General features: G+C 65.5%; 18 protein-coding genes and 1 riboswitch. Of the genes, 4 read left to right on the top strand and 14 right to left on the bottom strand.

The genetic code is table 11. The annotated features are described in order from the left end of the window. Positions 1 to 122: 122 nt before the first annotated feature. Entirely contained in the window at positions 123 to 818 is a 696-nt protein-coding gene (locus tag ACNJYA_RS29040; protein ID WP_439401121.1) for a glutathione S-transferase family protein, read from the bottom strand. Between the two features lie 230 nt (positions 819 to 1048). Continuing rightward, a complete protein-coding gene (locus tag ACNJYA_RS29035; RefSeq protein WP_439401120.1) occupies positions 1049 to 1696 on the bottom strand; it encodes a glutathione S-transferase family protein in 648 nt (215 codons plus the stop codon). 237 nt (positions 1697 to 1933) lie between these two features. On the opposite strand from ACNJYA_RS29035, the gene ACNJYA_RS29030 reads away from it, so the two are divergent. Further along, complete coding sequence (locus ACNJYA_RS29030; RefSeq protein WP_212254562.1) at positions 1934 to 2371, top strand: VOC family protein; 438 nt, start codon at positions 1934 to 1936, stop codon at positions 2369 to 2371. A 333-nt stretch (positions 2372 to 2704) separates the two neighbouring features. Here ACNJYA_RS29030 and ACNJYA_RS29025 read toward each other — a convergent pair whose 3' ends face one another. The 8 genes from ACNJYA_RS29025 to ACNJYA_RS28990 form a co-directional block, all read right to left on the bottom strand. Beyond that, positions 2705 to 3232 carry a mismatch-specific DNA-glycosylase gene (locus ACNJYA_RS29025; protein WP_439401119.1) on the bottom strand — a complete coding sequence of 176 codons (528 nt, stop codon included), beginning with the start codon at positions 3230 to 3232 and terminating at the stop codon, positions 2705 to 2707. A 36-nt stretch (positions 3233 to 3268) separates the two neighbouring features. Then, positions 3269 to 3790, bottom strand: a complete 522-nt coding sequence (locus ACNJYA_RS29020) for a hypothetical protein (RefSeq protein ID WP_439401118.1) — start codon at positions 3788 to 3790, stop codon at positions 3269 to 3271. 100 nt (positions 3791 to 3890) lie between these two features. Beyond that, entirely contained in the window at positions 3891 to 5789 is a 1899-nt protein-coding gene (gene thiC / locus ACNJYA_RS29015; RefSeq protein WP_439401117.1) for a phosphomethylpyrimidine synthase ThiC, read from the bottom strand. Between the two features lie 170 nt (positions 5790 to 5959). Next, complete coding sequence (locus ACNJYA_RS29010; protein WP_439401116.1) at positions 5960 to 6568, bottom strand: thiamine phosphate synthase; 609 nt, start codon at positions 6566 to 6568, stop codon at positions 5960 to 5962. Next, positions 6555 to 7337, bottom strand: coding sequence for a thiazole synthase (locus tag ACNJYA_RS29005; protein ID WP_439364055.1), 783 nt, complete (start codon positions 7335 to 7337; stop codon positions 6555 to 6557). Before ACNJYA_RS29005 ends, ACNJYA_RS29010 begins: the two co-directional genes overlap by 14 nt. 195 nt (positions 7338 to 7532) lie before the next feature. Then, positions 7533 to 7730 (bottom strand): sulfur carrier protein ThiS, encoded by a 198-nt coding sequence (gene thiS, locus ACNJYA_RS29000; RefSeq protein WP_439364054.1) that lies wholly within the window; start codon positions 7728 to 7730, stop codon positions 7533 to 7535. A gap of 7 nt (positions 7731 to 7737) precedes the next feature. After that, complete coding sequence (locus ACNJYA_RS28995; RefSeq protein WP_439401115.1) at positions 7738 to 8748, bottom strand: FAD-dependent oxidoreductase; 1011 nt, start codon at positions 8746 to 8748, stop codon at positions 7738 to 7740. Beyond that, positions 8736 to 8864, bottom strand: a riboswitch (TPP riboswitch). It overlaps the preceding gene by 13 nt. A gap of 202 nt (positions 8865 to 9066) precedes the next feature. Then, entirely contained in the window at positions 9067 to 9627 is a 561-nt protein-coding gene (locus ACNJYA_RS28990) for a lytic transglycosylase domain-containing protein (RefSeq protein ID WP_212254570.1), read from the bottom strand. Between the two features lie 229 nt (positions 9628 to 9856). On the opposite strand from ACNJYA_RS28990, the gene ACNJYA_RS28985 reads away from it, so the two are divergent. Beyond that, on the top strand, positions 9857 to 10057 hold the full coding sequence (locus ACNJYA_RS28985) for a hypothetical protein (RefSeq protein WP_172787194.1): 201 nt from the start codon (positions 9857 to 9859) through the stop codon (positions 10055 to 10057). Here ACNJYA_RS28985 and ACNJYA_RS28980 read toward each other — a convergent pair whose 3' ends face one another. Both ACNJYA_RS28980 and ACNJYA_RS28975 read right to left on the bottom strand, forming a co-directional pair. Continuing rightward, on the bottom strand, positions 10058 to 11380 hold the full coding sequence (locus tag ACNJYA_RS28980; protein ID WP_439401114.1) for an ATP-binding protein: 1323 nt from the start codon (positions 11378 to 11380) through the stop codon (positions 10058 to 10060). An 11-nt stretch (positions 11381 to 11391) separates the two neighbouring features. Continuing rightward, positions 11392 to 12162 carry a response regulator gene (locus ACNJYA_RS28975; protein ID WP_172787196.1) on the bottom strand — a complete coding sequence of 257 codons (771 nt, stop codon included), beginning with the start codon at positions 12160 to 12162 and terminating at the stop codon, positions 11392 to 11394. Between the two features lie 177 nt (positions 12163 to 12339). On the opposite strand from ACNJYA_RS28975, the gene ACNJYA_RS28970 reads away from it, so the two are divergent. Both ACNJYA_RS28970 and ACNJYA_RS28965 read left to right on the top strand, forming a co-directional pair. Further along, positions 12340 to 12879 (top strand): hypothetical protein, encoded by a 540-nt coding sequence (locus tag ACNJYA_RS28970; protein ID WP_439401113.1) that lies wholly within the window; start codon positions 12340 to 12342, stop codon positions 12877 to 12879. Between the two features lie 226 nt (positions 12880 to 13105). Continuing rightward, positions 13106 to 13627: a PRC-barrel domain-containing protein gene (locus ACNJYA_RS28965; RefSeq protein ID WP_172787198.1), complete on the top strand. Its 522-nt coding sequence runs from the start codon at positions 13106 to 13108 to the stop codon at positions 13625 to 13627. A 209-nt stretch (positions 13628 to 13836) separates the two neighbouring features. On the opposite strand, the gene ACNJYA_RS28960 is transcribed toward ACNJYA_RS28965, so the two are convergent. After that, complete coding sequence (locus ACNJYA_RS28960) at positions 13837 to 14667, bottom strand: ABC transporter permease (RefSeq protein ID WP_439364050.1); 831 nt, start codon at positions 14665 to 14667, stop codon at positions 13837 to 13839. Next, positions 14664 to 15926 (bottom strand): ABC transporter permease, encoded by a 1263-nt coding sequence (locus tag ACNJYA_RS28955; RefSeq protein ID WP_439364049.1) that lies wholly within the window; start codon positions 15924 to 15926, stop codon positions 14664 to 14666. The genes ACNJYA_RS28960 and ACNJYA_RS28955 overlap by 4 nt, the downstream gene beginning before the upstream one ends. Positions 15927 to 16116 lie beyond the last annotated feature (190 nt).

Below are 16116 nucleotides of genomic sequence, written 5' to 3'. Positions count from 1 at the left end.
TAGCCCTGCGGATGCGCGAAGCGCATCTGCGGGGCGTAACCCACCTTTTCGGCGTCTCCGGAGACGAACAGTGGTGGGTTACGCTTCGGACAGCGCTTCGCGCCGCCCGAAGCTAACCCACCCTACGATTTTTCGACCATCGCATGCATCCGCTCGCAATGCGCGACGAGGTTGGCGTGCGCATCGAGGAAGGCCTTCAGCGGCGTCGGGATCGGAAAGAAATAGATGTTGGCGATGAAGCCGTAGATGCCGGCATCAACGCTCGTCGGCGCCGCGCCGTGCACGAAGCCTTGCGCCGGCACGATCTCCGCCAGCACCTGCAGATCGGCGAGGCCCCGGGCATAGGCCTGCTCGGGCGTGTAGCGGCCGATGCCCTGGAAGTGATAGCGCTGCGCGTTGTAGGCCTTGGCCTTCTCGAAGCCATCGGCGTCGATCTGCGGATGCTGCGCGATGAAGGCGTCGCGGAACGCCGGATAGAAGCGCTCATCCTTCCAGCGCGAATAGGACATCACCCAGTAGAGATCGTCCAGCATGCGCGTCACGAAATGGTTGGTGCGGCGCTGCGCCGTCGACAAGCCGGCATCGATCGTCAGGCGATATTTCGCGGTCGCATGCGCGATGATGGTCTCGCTGTCGCCGATGATCTCGCCGTCGTCGACGACGTAAGGCAGCTGCCCGCGCGGCGCTGCGGAGGCATCGAACAGGTGCTCATGCACGAACGGCACGCCCGCGAGCCTGAGGAAGGCGAAGACCTTGAGGCCGTAGCCGTTGTTGTCGGCGACGCCGAACAGTTGCGGATAGGAGTAGAGGGTCAGCATGGCGGGCTCCTCTGGGATGGTGGAGGCTAGAATGCAGGAGGGTCGCGGCCGGCGCAACGGTTGGGCCTGGCACAGCTCTCGTAGGGTGGGTTAGCCGCTCACGAGCGCATTCGTTCAACGCGAAGGTGCAAGGCGTAACCCACCACCTTCGTATCCGCCGAAACAGAAGCGGTGGGTTACGCCGCACGGCCCGCGCTTCGCGCAGCCGCGCGTCTAACCCACCCTACGAATTACGAACGCGACGCCGCGTTGAACACCGCCAGTTGCGCGTCGAACGCCCGCCGGAACGCCGGCCGCGCCTCGCCGCGCGCGACATAGGCGGCAATGTCGGGGTATTCGTCGAGCAGGCCCGCCGAGTTCAACCGCCGCAGCACCGTCACCATCATGAGGTCGCCGGCGCTGAAGGCGCCGTCGAGCCAGTCGGCCTTGCCGAGGCGGCGCGACAATTCGCCGAGCCGGATGCGCACGTGCTCCTGCAAGCCTGGCAGGCGCTCGGCGTACCAGCTCCTGTCGCGCTCGAACATCATGGCCATGCTGAGCTCGACGATCGGCGGCTCCACCGTGCTCAGCGCAGCGAACATCCATGCGATGGCGCGGGCGCGCGCATTCGCATCCTTCGGCAGCAAGCCGTCATGGCGTTCGGCGATGTGGAGCACGATCGCGCCGGACTCGAACAGTGCGAGGTCGCCGTCCTCATAGGTCGGGATCTGGCCGAACGGATGCAGCGCGCGATGCGCCGGCTCTTTCATCGCGGCGAACGAGACGAGGCGAACGTCGTAGGGCTGGCCGACCTCCTCGAATGCCCAGCGGACCCGCATGTCGCGCGCCTGCCCGCGGCCGCGGTCGGGCGAGGATTCGAAGGCGGTGATGGTGGGCATGGGGGGCTCCGGGTGTTGCGTGCTGTGTTCAGAGGACGAACCGGCGGTCGGGATTCCGACAACTCGGCCTGTGGTTATGGGTCCCGGCGCCCGTGCGCAATTGCGCACTAGGCCGGGACGACACCTGCGGGGGCGGAAAAAAGTGGGGCTCCCCTGTCGGAATGCTGCCCGCTCGCTCGTCCTTGGGACAGCGGCGCCCCTCCGAGCGTCCAGCCCCAGCCGAAAGGATACAAGTTCATGACCTCGATCACGCCGTTTCTCTGGTTCGACAACAATGTCCCCGAGGCCGTCGCGTTCTACAAATCGGTGTTTCCCAACGCCAGGGTCGAGACCGTCAGCGACTTCATGGCGGTGTTCGAGCTGGAGGGCCAGCGCTTCCACGCGCTCAATGGCGGGCCGCAATACCGCTTCAACGAGGCGGTGTCGTTCTTCATCAGCGTCGAGACGCAAGGCGAGGTCGATTATTTCTGGAGCCGTCTCACCGCCGACGGCGGTGAGGAATCGAGGTGCGGCTGGCTCAAGGACAAATTCGGCCTGTCCTGGCAGGTGATCCCGACGGCGCTCGGCCGCTATCTCGGCGACCCCGACCGCACCAAAGCCAACCGCGTGATGCAGGCAATGATGGGGATGCGGAAGCTCGTGATCGCGGATCTGGACAAGGCGTATGCGGGGTGAGGGGGACGGTACCGTAGGGTGGGCAAAGGCGCTCTTCGCGCCGTGCCCACGCACCGCCGGGACTCGCGAAGAATTCGTGGGCACGGCGCTGCCGCGCCTTTGCCCACCCTACGAAGCTGGATCCTCGTGGCGAGGAGGCGCGAAGCACCGTTTCGAACCATGAAGGCCCGCATCTCGCCCGCGGCGATCCTTCGAGACGACCGCTGCGCGGTCTCCTCAGGATGAGGTCTGTGGGTGTGGCGCGCTCTCGTAGGGTGGGTGAGCCGAAGGCGTAACCCACCACGTCTGCATCGGCGGCGACAGAAGAGGTGGGTTACGCTGCGCCAACCCACCCTACGCAGCAATCCACCTAGCCAACTCCCGCCACGGCTCGATCGTCCAATGCCCCGACGCCGCCCCCGACGGCGACGGCAATACAAATATCTCCGGCAAACTCTCATCCCGCTTCTGCCGCCCCAGCGCAATCGCAGCTGACGGCCTGCCGTAAAACAAGCTCGCCGCCTTCTTGCTCGTGAACGCCATTGTCCGTGGCCGGCACTTGTCCATCTTCGCCCTGAAGCCTGATACGTCGATCGTCTCCGCCGCGATCTGGTGATCCATCCCGGCGCCCGTCTTGCAGAGATCGGTGAAGCCGATCCCGAGCTCGATCAGCGATGCGAACTCGCCTGGCTGATAGCGCCGCGGCGTGATCCCGGCCTCATGGATCGCGCGCCAGAAGCGGTTGCCGGGATGGGCGTAATAGTGCCCGAGCTCCGCCGAGCGCGTCGAGGCGGCGGTGCCGACGAAGACGAGGCGGAGGTTGGGACGGAGCTGGTCGGGGAGGCGGTGGGGAAGAGCGCCGGACAAATCAGTTCTACTCATCCTGGGTCTGCGCTGGTGCGGCGCACCTCAAGGTAGCTAGCCAACCGGCCATTCACCTTCATAACCTGCTTCGCGCATGATCGGTGCAACGCGTTCGGTCCAGACATACCCGGCTTCGGTTCTTTCTGCGTAGCCGAGTGGAACCAACGCATCGAGCACCGATGCCAATCGTCCGTCTTTCCCGAACGCAAGATCCCGGCGCGTCGAAAATCCCCAGTATTGCGTGCCATAATCGCCAAACAAATAGATCAGCGTATACAGCACCTCCTCGAAAGTGGGGCCGATATGGTAATTGGCAATCGCAGTGCGGAAAACATCTTCTAATTCGCAATCGATAACAAAATTGGCCGCGCCTCCGTTCTTCTCATCGAGAGCCCTAAATACCTTCAGCTTCCAGAGGCAGTTGGCCACACTTTCAAATGTCGAATCCGACAAGTGGTGATAGACGGGCTCGGTAATACCCGGAAATTTGAAGTCCCAACCCTTAGCCCAACCATCCGCATGACGCGCAAGCGCTAGCGCCATTTGGCCATAGGCGTTGAGCTCAGCTTCATTCATCGCGTGGTCCGAACTAAGCTGCCCGGGATTTGCAAGAGTTGAAGACATGGCGCTCCCGTCATACGGGACCGCCATGTCTTGTTGAAAGGGTCTCGGTGCCTCACAACACCCGATTACTCTCCTTCACCTTCTCCGCATCCAGATACAAGCTCTCGCCCATCTCCTTGAACTTCGCGCTCATCTTCGCCATCCCATCCTCGGCCGTGCCGCTGATCGACATCCCCACGCTGTTCGGATCGTTCAGCGTCGCCGCATAATCCCGCACGTCCTGCGTGATCTTCATCGAGCAGAATTTTGGGCCGCACATCGAGCAGAAATGGGCGACCTTGTGGGCTTCCTTCGGCAGGGTCTCGTCGTGGAAGCTCTTTGCCGTGTCCGGATCGAGGCCGAGGTTGAACTGGTCGGTCCAGCGGAATTCGAACCGCGCGCGGGAGAGGGCGTCGTCGCGCAGTTGCGCGGCGGGGTGGCCCTTGGCGAGGTCGGCGGCGTGGGCGGCGATCTTGTAGGTGATGACGCCGGTCTTGACGTCGTTGCGATCGGGCAGGCCGAGATGCTCCTTCGGCGTGACGTAGCAGAGCATGGCGCAGCCGAACCAGCCGATCATGGCGGCGCCGATGCCCGACGTGATGTGGTCGTAGCCCGGCGCGATGTCGGTGGTCAGCGGTCCTAATGTGTAGAACGGCGCTTCGCCGCACTCCTTGAGCTGCTTGTCCATGTTGATCTTGATCTTGTGCATCGGCACGTGGCCGGGGCCTTCGATCATGACTTGGCAGCCCTTGTCCCACGCGATCTTCGTCAGTTCGCCGAGCGTCTCCAACTCGGCAAATTGTGCGCGGTCATTCGCGTCCGCGATCGAGCCGGGACGCAGGCCGTCGCCGAGCGAGAACGAGACGTCATACTTGCGCATGAGGTCGCAGATCTCGTCGAAATGCGTGTAGAGGAAGCTCTCCTTGTGATGCGCGAGGCACCACTTCGCCATGATCGAGCCGCCGCGGGAGACGATGCCGGTGACGCGGCTGGCGGTGAGGTGGATGTATTGCAGGCGCACGCCGGCGTGGATGGTGAAATAGTCGACGCCCTGCTCGCACTGCTCGATGAGCGTGTCCTTGTAGAGCTCCCAAGTGAGCTTGACCGGATCGCCGTTGCATTTCTCCAGCGCCTGGTAGATCGGCACGGTGCCGATCGGCACTGGCGAGTTGCGCAGGATCCACTCGCGCGTGGTGTGGATGTTGCGGCCCGTGGACAGGTCCATCACGGTGTCGGCGCCCCAGCGGATCGCCCACACCATCTTCTCGACCTCCTCCTCGACCGACGACGTCACGGCGGAGTTGCCGATATTGGCGTTGATCTTGGTGAGGAAGTTGCGGCCGATGATCATCGGCTCGAGCTCTGAGTGGTTGATGTTGGAGGGGATGATGGCGCGGCCGCGCGCGATCTCGTCGCGCACGAACTCCGGCGTGATGAAGGCCGGCACCGATGCGCCGAAGCTCTCGCCGTCGGCGAGGGCCGTTTCCGCGCGCTCGAGCTGTGCCTTCCGGCCAAGGTTTTCGCGGGCGGCGACGTAGATCATCTCCTTGGTGATGATGCCGGCACGGGCGAATTCGAGCTGCGTGATCTTGTGGCCGTCGAGGCCGCGCAGCGGCTTGTGATAGGCCGAGAAGGCGCGCGCGGCCTTGTCGGTGGAGACGCTGCCATTGTCCTCCGGTTTGATCTGCCGGCCCTCATATTCCTCGACGCCGCCGCGCTCCAGCACCCATTGCTTGCGATTGCGGGCTAGGCCCGCGTTGACGTCGATGGTGACGCTGGGGTCGGTGTAGGGGCCGGAGGTGTCGTAGACCGGCAGGTTCGGCTCGCCGGCGCCTTCGGACAGGATGATCTCGCGCAAGGGCACGCGGATATCAGGCGCGGCATCGGGGGTCGCGAAGATCTTGCGCGAGGAGGGCAGGGGGCCGGTGGTGACGGCGGGGACGGTTTTGTCGGGGTTGGAGCGGATGTTCATGGGATCCTCCGGTTAATTCTGGTGTGCGTGCGTTTGAGCGACGGCGGTGAATTCTTGCTCCGTCATTGCGAGCGCAGCGAAGCAATCCAGAAATGCGTCCACGGAGACAGTCTGGATTGCTTCGTCGCAAGGGCTCCTCGCAATGACGCCTGGTGAGGGCGGGACCTGCATCATGCCGCCTCCTTCGAACCGTCGAGCCATTGCCGCACGCGGGCGTCGGGGTCGGGGTTCTGGGTGACGTCAGACACGACCGCGATTGAGTCCGCGCCCGCGGCAAAGATCTCCGCGGCGTGCTCGAACTTGATCCCGCCGATGGCGACCAGCGGGATGGTGCCGATGCGCTGCTTCCATTCGGTGATCTTCGGAATGCCCTGCGGCTCGAAGCGCATCGATTTGAGCGTGGTGAAGAAGATCGGGCCGAGCGCGACATAATCCGGCTTGGCTTTGAGCGCGGTTTCCAGCTCGGCGTCATCATGGGTGGAGATGCCGAGGGAGAGGCCGGCCTCGCGGATCGCGTTGAGGTCGGCTTCCGCCAGATCCTCCTGGCCGAGATGCAGATATTTTGCCCCCGCGACGATCGCGGCGCGCCAATAATCGTTCACCACCAGCTTGGCCTGCGTGTCCTTCGTGATGGCGAGCGCGTCGCTGACGATCTGGAGCGCGTCGGCGTCGTTCAGCTCTTTGGCGCGCAGCTGGATGGTGCCGACGCCGAGCTTGGTCAGGCGTTCGACCCATTGGAGGCTGTCGACGACGGGATAAAAGCGATCAGGATACGGCATGCCAGAACGGGGTCCCAACGACAGGGGTGGAGGGCGAGGCGAAGTCGCGGGCGTTCATCAGCCCGGCCTCGTAAGCGGTGCGGCCGGCCTCACAGCCCATGCGGAAGGCGTTGGCCATCGCGACGGGATCGGCGGCTTTGGCAATGGCGGTGTTGAGCAGCACGGCGTCATAGCCGAGCTCCAGCGCCTGCGCGGCGTGGGAGGGCGCGCCCAGGCCGGCGTCGACCACCAGCGTGATGTCGGGCAGCCGCTCGCGCAGCAGCTTCAGCGCATCGCGGTTGGTGATGCCTTTCGCGCTGCCGATCGGCGCGGCCCATGGCATCACCACCTTGCAGCCGGCATCGACGAGGCGGCTCGCGACCGAGAGATCCTCCGTGCAATAGGGGAACACCTCAAAGCCGTCCTTGATCAGGATGCCGGCGGCTTCGACCAGGCCGACGACGTCGGGCTGCAGCGTGTCGTTGTCGGCGATGACCTCGAGCTTGATCCAGGAGGTCGCGAACAATTCGCGCGCGAGCTTTGCCGTCGTCACCGCCTCGCGCACGGTGCGGCAGCCCGCGGTGTTCGGCAGCACGGTGACGTCGAGCTCGCGGATCAGCTTCCAGAACGCATCTCCGGTCTTGCCGCCAGCGGATTCGCGCCGCAGCGACACCGTGACGATGTTTGACCCGGAGGCGCGGATCGCGCCTTGCATGATCGCAGGCGAGGGATAGAGCGCGCTGCCGATCAGGAGGCGGGAGGCGAAGGTTTTGCCGTAGAAGGTCACCATGTCGGAGGTGTCTCCTTAGTGGATGCTGTCAGCCCAGATGTAGCTGTCATCCCCGCGAAGGCGGGGATCCAGTACGCCGCGGCAGTGCGGCTGGAACCGTGAAGCCGCGGCGTACTGGATCGCCCGGTCAAGCCGGGCGATGACAGGGGAGTGTGGGGCGCGCGCGGGCGCGACAAATAGACAGCAATCATCACCTCACCCTCCCTGCCGCGGCGTGATGATCTCGATCTCGTCGCCGGCCTTCAGGCGCGTCTCGGCCCAGCGGCTTTTCGGCACGACGTCGTAATTGAGCGCGATGGCGAAATGAGTGCCTTCGTAGTCGAGCTCGGCGAGCAGCGCATCGACGCTTGCCGCGCTGACCTCGCGCTGTTCGCCGTTTATGATCACAAGCATTGGACGATCACGCGCATTGCATCACCTCGTTGTCGATCTGGCCGCGCTCGACATAGGCGAGCGTCAGCTCGGCGAGCGCGGGGGCGATCAGGAAGCCGTGGCGGTAGAGGCCGTTGACGCTGATCCTGCGATCGCGAATGCCGATGCGCGGCAAATTGTCGGGAAAAGCAGGCCGAAGCCCCGAGCCGAATTCGAGGATGCGGGCCTCACCGAAGGCCGGATGCACGGTATAGGCCGCGCCCAATAGCTCCAGCGCCGAGCGCACGCTCACGCCGGTGTCCTCCGCCTCGATCGAGGTCGCGCCCAGCATGAACAGGCCGTTCTCGCGCGGGATCACATAGAGCGGCCAGCGCGGATGGATCAGCCGCACCGGGCGCGCCAGCTGCACCTCACAGGTCTCGATCAGGATCATCTCGCCCTTGACGCCGCGAAGCTCCGGCTCCTCGTCGCGCGCGGCAAGGCCGCGGCAGTCGATCACGATGCCGTCCAGCTCGGCAGCGCTGACGTCGCTGCAAAACTTGATGGTGCCGCCGGCGGCGCGGATGCGCTCGTGCAGCTTCGGCAGCACGCGGCGCGGCTCGACATGGCCCTCGGCGGGGAAGAACAACGCGTCGCGGAAGCGGCCCTCCAGCGACGGCTCGAGCGCGGCAAGGCCGGCGGCATCGAGCCGGCGGTGATGCTCGGTCATGCGCGCGAAGCGCTCGAAATCGTTGCGCTCGCGTGGGTGGGCAACGACCAGCGAGCCGTTGAACGGCGTGTCCGGCAGCTCGCGCCGCCAGAGATCGAGCGAGCGCAAACCGAGGCGGCTGATGATGGGTTCGGCGACCTCGGCCTCGCAATAGGGCGCGAGCATGCCGCCGGCCCAATGGCTGGTGGCATCCGTCATCGCCTCGTCACCGCGCTCATGCAAGGTGACGGCGTGGCCGGCCTGGGCGAACAGCAGCGCCTGCCAGGCGCCCGCGATGCCTGCGCCGATGATGGAAACCGGTGAATCCGGTCGCTTGGTCGTCTGCAACATCCCTGTCCCTTCGCCGGCATGACCCGGATCAGGTTCAAAGGGTCACCGCGGTCCTGGGCGGTATTGCCCATTTAGCGGTATCTCAGCTCCTCCTCGGAGCACCCCTCGGAACAGTGCCAATGTATGCCAGCAGGGCGGGGTGGTCAACGCGTGTTGGCTCGGAACCCGTCCGTGCCCCGGACGCAGCGCATCACGCAGTGGTGCGCTGCTGAGCCGGGGCCCATTTTGCCGAGGGTGCTGGGTCCCGGCTCTGCGCAGCAGCGTTACCGGACGATGCTTCGCATCGCCTAGGCTGCAGCGCGTCCGGGACACGAGAGCTTACTTGAGCGCCTGCGCCCGCGCGTTGCGGACACGCTGGGCGAGCTTTCTGTGCGTTGGCGCGGCGAACATCGGCTGCGGATTGCCGTTCGGCTCGAGCCAGGGCTGACCCATAGTGCCCTGGCCCATGGTCTCGCCCGCATTGGCGACCTGCACGGCCTCCTGCCGCTGGCGCTTTGCAGCGTAGTAATAGCCGCCCGCGAAATAACGCACGGCTCGCGCGTGATCGCCATTGGCGGCGCGATAAGCGCCGGCGAGGTACTTCACGGCGTAGGTGAGGTTGGTGTTGGGATCGCGCAGGCCTGCGGCATCGCCGGTGTAGCCGACCCCGCGCGCGGTCGCGAGCTTGATCTGCATCAGCCCGATGGTGCCGCCGCGGCCGACGAGGTGCGGCTGATAGCGGCTTTCGCGCATGATGACGCGATGCACCAGCGCCTCCGGTACGCCGTTGGCGCGGGCATGGGCGGCAACCATCTCGGCATATTCGGCTTCGCCGGCGAAAGCTGCCTGCGGCAGCGTCAATCCGGCCGCGAGCAGCGCGACGACACGTAAGATTTTCATCGAAATATTCCTCGGCATAACGGACCCGCCCCCAGCGCGTTAGGCCGTGGGAACACGGCGATGATGTGGCGAAATGTCACCAGCTGCGATTTTCGCCGGCTCGTCGCGTTTACGACTTAAACCTGGGTTAAGCTCCGAGTTGGTGAAGCGCCTTACGCGACAGCGGGTCTGTCCATTCGCGCATTCGCCCAACAATCGTCACTCAAGACCAGCACTCGGGAGAACGTCCATGACCCCTGTAGACATCGACGACATCCCCAAGCAGAACCCTTGTGCACAATGTGGCACACCGATCCCGTTCCCTGACTGGATCGAGCCAGGCGAAGGCCGCGTCTCCTACCTCTGGACCTGCCGCGCCTGCAATTATCGCTTCGAGGCGGTGGCGATCTTCCCGCACGAGGCCATCGAGCACCCGCCGCTCGCGGCTTGATCACGCGGCAAGGCGCGGCGCCTGCGAGACCGGCAATTGCATCCGTACGATCAGGCCATGCGGCTTGCGGTCGTGCAGCGACAGCTCGCCGCCATGGGCGAGTGCGATCGCGCGCGCGATCGACAGGCCGAGCCCGAAGCCGGTGGACTCGTCCATGGTGCGCGCCTCGTCGCCCCGCACGAACGGCTCCAGCATCTCCTGCTTGCGCGCACCCGAAATGCCGGGGCCGTCGTCCTCGACGTCGATGACGAGCGTGGTGTCCGAGACGTCGAGGCGGATCGTCACCTCGGCCCCGAAGCGCACGGCGTTCTCGACGAGGTTGGTGACGCCGCGATGCAGATCGTCCGGCCGCGCGGCGGCAGTCGCGGACGCCGGCCCCACATAGTGCACGACATGGCCCATGTCGCCGAACTGATCGGCGACGAGCTGCAGCGTGCTGGCGATGTCGACCAGCGTCACCGCCTCGATCTTGCGGTCGTCGCGCAGCAGCGACAGCACCGATTCCAGCATTGCGCGCATCTGGTCGAGATCCATCAGCATGCGCTTGCGGTTGGCCTCGTCCTCGATGAACTCGGCGCGCAGGCGCAGCCGCGTGATCGGCGTGCGCAAATCGTGGCTGATCGCGGCCAGCATCCGCGTGCGATCCGACATCAGGCGGGCGATCCGCTCGTGCATGCGGTTGAGCGCGCGCGCCACCGCGCGGATCTCCTCCGGGCCGCGCTCGGGCAGCGGCTCGGCGGTGCGGTCGAGGCTGAAATTCTCCGCCGCCTCGGCGAAGGACGACAGCGGCCGCGTCAGCGCGCCCGCCGCCCATAGGCCGAGCACGGTGACGCAGAAGAACGCGCTCACCAGCGCCATCAGCCAGGGCGCGCCCCAGAACCACGGCCGCGGGCCGCCATCGACTTGGCCCGCGATCACGGTGCCGTCGGGCAATTGCACGCCGATACGGGGCTCGATACCGCCTGAAGCCAGCAGTCCGGTCCTGTAGGCGCGGTCGAGATGACGGTGCATCCCGCGCACATGCAAGGTGTCGCTCTCCGCGAGATTGGCCGTGCCGGGCGCCAGCATCTCGATGCCGAGCCTGGGGAAGGCGCGCGCGAGATCGGCGACGAGGCGCGGACGCTCGCTCGCCTCCGCCGCACCGAGCAACAGCGCGGCATCGGCCAGTTGATGCGCCCGGTCCGGCGACGCATCAGGGCGGTCCGGCCGGCTGACCAGGAAGGCGGTGGTGACGACGAGATGGAGCGCCACGGTCGAGGCCAGCACCAGCGCGGCAATCTGCCCGCCGATCCCGCTGAGATGGAAGAACGAGAACGGCTTCATCGTGGTCCCCCTCAGCGGCTCAGGGGCGCTGCGACCGCTTCGGGGCCTGCTGCCTCAGGTCCCGCGACCTCGGTTCGTGGCGTGAACAGATAGCCGCCGGAGCGCACCGTCTTGATCAGGGTGGGATCGGCCGGATTGGGCTCGATCTTGCGGCGGATGCGGCTGACCAGCACGTCGATGGAGCGCTCGAACGAGCCGGTGTTGCGCCCCTGCGTGAGGTCGAGCAGGCTGTCGCGCGACAAGACGCGGCCGGGCCGCTCGCAGAACGTGCGCAGCAGGTCGAACTCGGCGCTGGTCACCGCGACGCGCGCGCCCTCGGGATTGCGCAGCTCGCGCAGGCGCAGATCGATGCGCCAGCCTTCGAAGGTGAGCATGGAGGCACCTTCGATCGAGCTTGCCGCCTGCGCGGCCGCCTGGCGGCGCAGCACCGCGTTGATGCGGGCGAGCAGCTCGCGCGGGTTGAACGGCTTCGGCAGATAATCGTCCGCACCCATCTCGAGGCCGACGATGCGGTCGACGTCCTCGCCGCGCGCGGTCAGCATGATGATCGGCGTCTGATTTTCTGCGCGCACCTTGCGGCACAGCGTGAGGCCGTCCTCGCCGGGCAGCATGACGTCGAGGATGATGAGGTCGACGCGGTGATCGGCCATGGCGCGCGACATCTCACGGCCGTCGGCGACGGCAGTGACGTTGCAGGCGTTGTTGCGCAGGTATTTCGCAATCAGCGTCCGGGTTTCGCGATCGTCCTCGACGACCAGGATGTTGGGATTGGGAATGGCCATGCGCCCTTGTTTGTCCAAAATTCGGGTCAAATGGCGAAGATTTTTGTTTCGGATTGTTTCTGGCCGGCTGCCCGCAACGGACGGCAATCGACCGGGCATGGCGCGGCAAGTTCTCGTTAAGCGCGTCGACCCTACCGTGGCGCCGTTCGCCACACCCGCAAGAACCACGGAGCCATCATGACCTCGATTACGGCGGCCTCCACCGGCAGTCATCAGTCGCTGCTGCAGCGGCTGCAGCAGCAATTGCAATCGCAAGTCTCCGCCGGCGCGATCTCGTCGTCGGACCAGTCCGCGCTCTCGACGGCGCTGACCGACATCGAGAAGGCGCTCCAGCAGAGCCGGGCGAGCGACCGGTCGAGCGGCACGCGTCCCTCCAAGGAGGCGATGCAGTCGAAGCTCGACGACCTCATCTCGAAGGAAGTCTCGAACGGGACGCTGACCTCCGAGCAGGCCGAGGAGCTGAAAAGCGTGTTTCAGTCCACCTCGGCGAGCGGTCCCGACGGCGCGGGCGATCCGTCGCCGGACGACAATTCGTCGGATTCGTCGACGACCGGGTCGGCCGGCAGCACGTCGGCCGACGCGACGACCAAGGATATCCTTCAGCAATTCCTCAAGGCGCTCCAGCAATCGCAATCGTCGGCATCCTCCTATGGTGCCAATGGCAGCTCAACCGGCAATTCGAGCCTCTCCGCTCTCCTGATCGACTACGAGAGCTGACCTCGGCGACGCCGGGTCGGCGCGGTCCTCGCCGCGACCATGCCTCACCCCAGCGTGCATGGTCGTCGGCGGGGAACCGTGCATCGCAAAATGTTCCTGAGTGACGCAGGAACTAACCTCGTGGATGCTCCGCTCGCGCATTGCGCGACGAAATTGCGGCGCGCACGGAACTGCGCGTGATCAGCGCTGTTTTCTCCGCACAAGGTTTTCGCAAGGAGAGGACAACATGATGAAATCGATCGTCACCGGCCTCGCCGGTACCGCCCTGCTCGCGACCGTCGCGTTCGCGCAAACGCCGCCCGCCACCACCGACAAGGCGGCCCCTGCGGCCACCGCAACGACCACGACGGCTTCCGGCCAGTGGCGCACCTCGAAGATGGACGGCCTGAAGGTCTACAACGAGGCCAACGAGAACATCGGCACGATCAACGACCTGCTGATGGACAAGAACGGTGACATCAAGATCGCCGTGATCGGCGTCGGCGGCTTCCTCGGCATGGGCGAGCATCTGGTCGCCGTGCCCTACGAGAAACTGAAGTTCGTCAACGAGCCCGTCGCCTATACCGGCACCGGCGCGAACACCGGCGCCAAGCCCGCCGGGACGACGACCGGCGCTGCGACCGGCACCGACAGGCCCGCGGCGCCCGCGGCGACGTCGTCCGCGTCGAAATGGTATCCGGATCACGCCGTGTTCAATGCCAGCAAGGACGAGCTGAAGAACATGCCGCAGTTCAAGTACGCGGAGTAATGCGGTTCGCGTAACGGCCTGAACGAAGCGCGCCTGGTTTTCACCGGGCGCGCTGTCGTGTCTTCGTCCGCCCGCGTCATTGCGAGGAGCTGTTGCGACGAAGCAATCCAGAGCTATCTCCGCGGATGCATTTCTGGATTGCTTCCGCCTTCGCCGAGGCTTCGGCGGACAAGTCGCTGCGCTCGCAATGACGGAAATTGTGCCGGCAATCAGCCCCCGCTGCCCTTGAGCCGTTCGTTGCGCCGGCGCAGGGCTTCCAGGGTGGCCAGGAGGATGACCGAGATTGTCGTCAAAATCACCGCCGCTGCGGTGATGGTGGGGCTGATGTTTTCGCGGATGCCGCTGAACATCTCGCGCGGCAGGGTGCGCTGCTCGGGACCTGCCATGAACAGCACGATCACCACCTCGTCGAAGCTGGTCGCGAAGGCGAACAGCGCGCCTGACGCCAGGCCCGGCAGGATCAGCGGCAGGATCACGCGACGGAAGGCTTCGAGCGGCGAGGCGCCGAGCGAGGCAGCGGCCCGTGCCAGATTGGTGTCGAAGCTCTGCAGCGTCGCACCGACCGTGATCACCACGAAGGGTGTCGCCAGCGCGGTGTGAGCCAGGATCAGGCCGAGATAGCTGCCCGTCAGCCCGATCGGTGCGAAGAAGAAGTACAGGCCGACCGCGGTGATGACCCCGGGCACGACCACCGGCGACAGCACGAAGGCCAGCACGAGCGGCTTGAACCGGCTCTTCCACTGCGCCAGCCCCAGCGCGGCCATCGTCCCAAGGACCATGGACAGCAGCGTCGAGGCGACGCCGATGATCATGCTGTTCTTGAGCGAGTTCATCCAGCGCGGCGAAGTGATGAAGTCGTCGTACCAGCGCAAGGAAAGGCCCGGCAGCGGATAGGTGAGGTACGCGCTAGAGCTGAACGACAGCGGCATGATCGCAAGGATCGGCGCGATCAGGAAGATGAACACCAGCGTGGAGACAACGATGGTCGCGGTCCACGCGATGCGCTGGCTGGGCGTGCGCAAGGAGGAATTGTCGCTCAATTCTTCATCCCTCCCGTGACCTGCTGGCCCTGCACCAGCTTGCCGTAGACGAGAGCGAGCAGAACGGTGGCCAGCAGCAGCACCGCACCCAGCGCCGAAGCAAGGCCCCAATTGGCCGTCTCGGTCGTGTAGAGCGCGATGAAGTAGCTGATCATCTGGTCGGCGGCGCCGCCGACGAGGGCCGGCGTGATGTAGTAGCCGAGCGCCAGGATGAAGACGAGCAGGCTGCCCGCGCCGATGCCGGGCTGCGTCTGCGGCAGATAGATCCGCAGGAAGGCGGTGAGGGGTGGCGCACCGAGCGAAGCGGCGGCCCGCATGTAAGCAGGCGAGATCGCCTTCATGCTGCTGTACAGCGGCAGGATCATGAACGGCAGCAGGACGTGGGTCATGGCGACGCAGACGCCGAAGCGGTTGTAGATCAGGCGGAGCGGCGCGTCGATGATGCCAAGCCAGTGCAGGCTGTCGTTGACGACGCCCTTGCTCTGCAACAGGACGATCCAGGCGCAGGTGCGGACCAGGAGCGACGTCCAGAACGGCAGCAGCACGAAGATCATCAAGAGGTTCGACCGGCCAGGCGGCAGCGTCGCCAGAAGGTAAGCGACCGGGAAACCGAGGATCAGGCAGAGCGCCGTGACACCGAGGCTGATGAGAAAGGTGCGGAGGAAAATGTCGCGGTAGATGGCCTGATCCGGTGGAGCGGCGACGATCGCGCCGTCCGCGTTTCGCGTCAGGTCGAGCGCAGCGAGCAGGTAGAAGCCGGTGATCGGGCCGCTCGCCTCCTTGATCGTGGTCCAGGTGGCGCGTTCGCGCCAGGCGGGGTTGATCTTGCCCAGCGTCTCCTTGGCCGTCCCCGGCTCCGGCACCGCCTTCAGATTGCGCGCCGTGCTGGTCAGGATCGTGCGGAAGCCGTTGAGCGCGTAGTTGAGCCGTTTGGCCGCAATCGCGACGGTGCCGGCGGCGCGCGCCGCCAGGATGTCGCTTGCCAACGCCGCATAGGCCTTCTCATCCGGCAGGTCCTTGCCGTCCCAGCTGGCGAGAGCCGCTGTTGTTTGCGGCAGGACCTGACGCACCTCCCAGTCCTCGACCGCGCGCCACAGCATACCGGCAATCGGGCCTGCGAAGGTGAAGAGCAGAAACAGCAGAAGCGGCAGGACCAGCGCCAACGCCTTGACCTGGCGTGTCCGCTCAGCGCGCCTCAATCGGCGTTTAAGCGGCACCTCGGCCTGCGCATTGGCGCCGGGCAGGGACGTGGTTGTCATGGCGTGAGCCTCGTTGACGAGAGGCCTGAGCAAGCGCCTCGTCCTTCGAGACGACCGCTTCGCGGTCTCCTCAGGATGAGGCTCATCGACATGGGTGCCTGCAAAGTCGCCGCCACAAATCCCGCCCTCATCCTGAGGGCCCGCCGCAGGCGGGCGTCTCGAAGGATGCGCCGCGGGCGAGCTCTTCGCG

It is taken from the genome of Bradyrhizobium sp. BLXBL-01 (genome assembly GCF_051853025.1).
GTDB lineage: Bacteria > Pseudomonadota > Alphaproteobacteria > Rhizobiales > Xanthobacteraceae > Bradyrhizobium.
The sequence above is the reverse complement of the archived record's forward strand: the minus strand, read 5'-3'. Positions and strand labels throughout refer to the sequence as shown.

Excerpts from the sequence above, each read along its gene's own strand:
- ACNJYA_RS29040 (WP_439401121.1), bottom strand. The coding sequence starts at position 818 with ATGCTGACCCTCTACTCCTATCCGCAACTGTTCGGCGTCGCCGACAAC.
- ACNJYA_RS29035 (WP_439401120.1), bottom strand. The coding sequence starts at position 1,696 with ATGCCCACCATCACCGCCTTCGAATCCTCGCCCGACCGCGGCCGCGGG.
- ACNJYA_RS29030 (WP_212254562.1), top strand. The coding sequence starts at position 1,934 with ATGACCTCGATCACGCCGTTTCTCTGGTTCGACAACAATGTCCCCGAG.
- ACNJYA_RS29025 (WP_439401119.1), bottom strand. The coding sequence starts at position 3,232 with ATGAGTAGAACTGATTTGTCCGGCGCTCTTCCCCACCGCCTCCCCGAC.
- ACNJYA_RS29020 (WP_439401118.1), bottom strand. The coding sequence starts at position 3,790 with ATGAATGAAGCTGAGCTCAACGCCTATGGCCAAATGGCGCTAGCGCTT.
- thiC (WP_439401117.1), bottom strand. The coding sequence starts at position 5,789 with ATGAACATCCGCTCCAACCCCGACAAAACCGTCCCCGCCGTCACCACC.
- ACNJYA_RS29010 (WP_439401116.1), bottom strand. The coding sequence starts at position 6,568 with ATGCCGTATCCTGATCGCTTTTATCCCGTCGTCGACAGCCTCCAATGG.
- ACNJYA_RS29005 (WP_439364055.1), bottom strand. The coding sequence starts at position 7,337 with ATGGTGACCTTCTACGGCAAAACCTTCGCCTCCCGCCTCCTGATCGGC.
- thiS (WP_439364054.1), bottom strand. The coding sequence starts at position 7,730 with ATGCTTGTGATCATAAACGGCGAACAGCGCGAGGTCAGCGCGGCAAGC.
- ACNJYA_RS28995 (WP_439401115.1), bottom strand. The coding sequence starts at position 8,748 with ATGTTGCAGACGACCAAGCGACCGGATTCACCGGTTTCCATCATCGGC.
- ACNJYA_RS28990 (WP_212254570.1), bottom strand. The coding sequence starts at position 9,627 with ATGAAAATCTTACGTGTCGTCGCGCTGCTCGCGGCCGGATTGACGCTG.
- ACNJYA_RS28985 (WP_172787194.1), top strand. The coding sequence starts at position 9,857 with ATGACCCCTGTAGACATCGACGACATCCCCAAGCAGAACCCTTGTGCA.
- ACNJYA_RS28980 (WP_439401114.1), bottom strand. The coding sequence starts at position 11,380 with ATGAAGCCGTTCTCGTTCTTCCATCTCAGCGGGATCGGCGGGCAGATT.
- ACNJYA_RS28975 (WP_172787196.1), bottom strand. The coding sequence starts at position 12,162 with ATGGCCATTCCCAATCCCAACATCCTGGTCGTCGAGGACGATCGCGAA.
- ACNJYA_RS28970 (WP_439401113.1), top strand. The coding sequence starts at position 12,340 with ATGACCTCGATTACGGCGGCCTCCACCGGCAGTCATCAGTCGCTGCTG.
- ACNJYA_RS28965 (WP_172787198.1), top strand. The coding sequence starts at position 13,106 with ATGATGAAATCGATCGTCACCGGCCTCGCCGGTACCGCCCTGCTCGCG.
- ACNJYA_RS28955 (WP_439364049.1), bottom strand. The coding sequence starts at position 15,926 with ATGACAACCACGTCCCTGCCCGGCGCCAATGCGCAGGCCGAGGTGCCG.